4 protein-coding genes are annotated in these 3,127 nt (G+C 42.8%); 1 reads left to right on the forward strand and 3 read right to left on the reverse strand.

Features of this window, described 5'->3' with window-relative positions:
* Positions 1-122: 122 nt before the first annotated feature.
* The gene (locus tag BLV86_RS17285; protein ID WP_090820068.1) at positions 123-1,088 is read left to right on the forward strand and encodes a prephenate dehydratase; all 966 of its coding nucleotides are present in this window, start codon (positions 123-125) and stop codon (positions 1,086-1,088) included.
* A 141-nt stretch (positions 1,089-1,229) separates the two neighbouring features.
* Here BLV86_RS17285 and BLV86_RS17290 read toward each other — a convergent pair whose 3' ends face one another.
* The 3 genes from BLV86_RS17290 to BLV86_RS17300 all read right to left on the reverse strand — a co-directional run.
* A complete protein-coding gene (locus tag BLV86_RS17290; RefSeq protein ID WP_330386262.1) occupies positions 1,230-1,766 on the reverse strand; it encodes a transposase in 537 nt (178 codons plus the stop codon).
* A 58-nt stretch (positions 1,767-1,824) separates the two neighbouring features.
* Positions 1,825-2,631 (reverse strand): hypothetical protein, encoded by an 807-nt coding sequence (locus tag BLV86_RS17295; protein ID WP_090820071.1) that lies wholly within the window; start codon positions 2,629-2,631, stop codon positions 1,825-1,827.
* A 235-nt stretch (positions 2,632-2,866) separates the two neighbouring features.
* The coding region (locus BLV86_RS17300) for a cation diffusion facilitator family transporter (protein ID WP_278308812.1) at positions 2,867-3,127 on the reverse strand (261 nt) is incomplete at its 5' end.

The following is a 3,127-nucleotide window of genomic DNA, read 5'->3' on the forward strand; positions in this document are numbered from 1 at the left end:
CCAGAAACTCTTTTGTGTTAAATTTGGAAGCACGCGACTTTAGTCGTGTGAGGCTTCACAAACTACTATAAGAACGAGCCTTTCATCAGGCAGCCGTTGCCGTAAAATGGGGAGAATACATTATGAACCTGATTAAGAAAAATTTATCGATTTTGCTGCTGATAATGTCTATGGCGGTGGTCCAGACCGGATGTGAGCAGATCAGTGCTCCGGCCATAGAATTTAAATCCGCAAATAAATATGATTCCGCAACTGTAAGTTATCTCGGACCTGAGGGAACCTATACTCAGGAAGCCTGTGGTGTGTTTTTCGAAAAGGAGGGAACGTACACTCCATATAAAACAGTTTCCGAAGCGGTAGAAGCATTGATCAATGGTGAGAGTAATTATGCGGTTATTCCTCAGGAAAACACTATTGGTGGAGCCGTGACAGACTATGTCGACATCGTTATCAACCAGAAGGAAGTTTCCGTTGTCGGTGAAGTGGAATTGCCCATCAATCAAAATCTCCTGGTTTTGCCCGGAACTGAAGTCGGAAATATAGAAAAGGTATACTCTCATAAGCAGGGTATTGCCCAGGGAAAGGACTGGCTGAAGGAAAACCTTCCGAAGGCGGAGATCATCGAAGTATCCAGTACTGCCGAGGGCGCAAGACTTGTAGCTGAAGAAGGTAATGCCTCTAACGCTGCCATTGCATCTGCTGCCTGTGCCGAGGTCTACGGACTTGAGATTCTGGCGGCGGGCATCCAGAATAATGACAGCAATAAAACCCGGTTCTACGTTCTTTCAAAGGATAATCCGTCTATGGATAAGAACGAAAGAATGGCATTTGTGGCTTCCGGAAAAGCTGAAGGTCTTCCTGGACTTTTGGCTCATCTTGAAAATGCAGGAGCAAAGCTTGTGACGATCCATGACAGACCAAGAAAAACCGAACTTGGTGAGTATAATTATCTCATTGAGTGCTCAGACTTAAGTTATGAAGATTACGAAAAGCTCCCAGGAAATCATTCCTTTGAATTCAGGTATCTTGGGGAGTTCCATGTCAATTACCCCGACCCTAAAGGGTCTGGGCTTGTAACTCATCCGTAGGGTCCTAACGTCATAATACTATGCTCCCTTGCTGTGCAGGTTTAACTACATCCCCGTGGTACAACGGGACTATGGTTACATCACCGGACGATTGACTTACGCCCGCGTTTTAAACAGTCAGGTCATGCCCAGCTGTTTTGCTTAATCGATTTTTCTGCTCCCAAACCTTGGATTAGTATCTCCTGATACATACATGGTTCCGAGTTCATACAGGTTCATGGCACCTATACGATCATCATTGGAATGATAACCGCAGGCATCACATATATACTCATGTATATCATGATGTCTGTTGAGCTTGTGTATCCTGCCACACTTAGGGCATCTCTGTGATGTATAGGATGCATCAACCTTTAGTACGAATGAGTCGGTTTCCTTTACCTTGTAGGAAAGGAACTGTTCCAGCTGATAGAATGCCCATGACCTTAACTCGCAATTCTGTGCCTTGTTCCATGTATTTAGATTCTTATCGTCAAAGCTTACATCCGTAAGGTCTTCAATCACAAAGAGTGTATTTCTGCCATATCTGTTGACGAGTGTCTTAGATAACCGATGATTTACATCGGTCATCCAACGGTTCTCTCGGCCCGATATAGCTTTAAGCTTACGCTTTGCAGATTTTGTACCTTTGGACTGTAGTTCAGCCCTGACTTTAAGAAATGATGTGCGTTTTATGATAGTCTCAAGAAGCCGTAATTACGGGCTATCTTTTGTTACAACGGCCGGAACTCCTATATTAGCGAGTCTGACCAAAAGCAAGAAAGGCAAGTGCCCTCTTTTGCATTCTGCGAGACCTCCTTGTCCTGCAGTTTGCTCTTGTTGCTGTTACCCCAAGTGCCTTTATGCTATCATCTCTGTTTATAGATTTAACTTCCGTTGACAGAGTTGCACCAGTCTTTCCATAGAAAGATGGGGTATTAAGGATAAGCGCAAAAAGGATGAGGATACAGGCTGTTAACAAGTAAAGATCATCTGATTCACCTGTTTTTGGTGTAGAATGATGTCCCGTTACTGTTACTACAGGCTGCGGTACCTCAATGGCCTTAGGCTCAGGGATTACCTCCTCGACAATAACAACTGGCGTTTCAGGATTATTGATGTAATCCATCTCGCTGTTGTCATAAGTGGTAATACCGCCACCGCGTGTAGAGTGACTCTTAGCAGGAACCTCCTTTACAGCTTCTGTCTCAGCGACAGTTTCTGTTTCGGGTATGGTCTCCGGTTGAGTCTCAGCTACATCAGAGTTCTCTTCGGCAACATCGGTATCAGAATCTTCGGTGTTGGAATCTGTATTCACATCTTCCTTTTCCTTGTCATCGTCACCATTGTCTGAGTCAGCATCATCTGTATCCTCTGAATCTTCTTCTGCTTCATTAGCATCAGAATTTTCATCAGATTCAGCAGCTTCCTCTACATCGGATACCTGGTCTGCGTATACCACAATCGTCATTGCAGAAAACCTTGCTACATCAATGCCTGAAACAATCAGGATAATACAGAAAACAAGGCCAATAAAATTAGTAAAAAAACGAGACATCTTCATAGCGTCTCCCCTCCTGCGCTCTCAACGCAAAGAACTGGGAGTCATAATGTAGATTTTGCGATCATTATCGTCTGTAATCTCCATATGACTCATTAAAATGTTACGTTATAAGTATGGAAGGGGATTTTTCAGATAACGTTTAAAATCAGAGAAAATGCGAGAATATGAAACAAAAAAGAGCAAATACCGCAAAATTGGTATTCGCTCTTTCTATTTATTGATTTTAATCGGAATATTACTCTACCGGATTAACATGTATCATTATGTGTTTTACATTAGGATACTTGTTTTCGACACTGTTATGAACGGACTCTGCAATTTCATGAGCTTCCACAAGGGAAATGTCTCTTTGGGCCGCGATTTCAAGATCGATATAGATCTTGTTTCCAAACTGTCTCGTATGAAGCAGGTCTATGTGTTCAACTCCCGGCTGATCTTCAATGAAAGTCCGTAGATTTTCTTCAAAATCCTTATCACAGGATGTATCAAGCATTTT

This window comes from Oribacterium sp. KHPX15 (genome assembly GCF_900107835.1).
GTDB lineage: Bacteria > Bacillota > Clostridia > Lachnospirales > Lachnospiraceae > Oribacterium.

Bases quoted from the DNA above. Each gene is read 5' to 3' on its own strand.
- BLV86_RS17295 (WP_090820071.1), bottom strand. From the start codon at position 2,631: ATGAAGATGTCTCGTTTTTTTACTAATTTTATTGGCCTTGTTTTCTGT.
- BLV86_RS17285 (WP_090820068.1), top strand. From the start codon at position 123: ATGAACCTGATTAAGAAAAATTTATCGATTTTGCTGCTGATAATGTCT.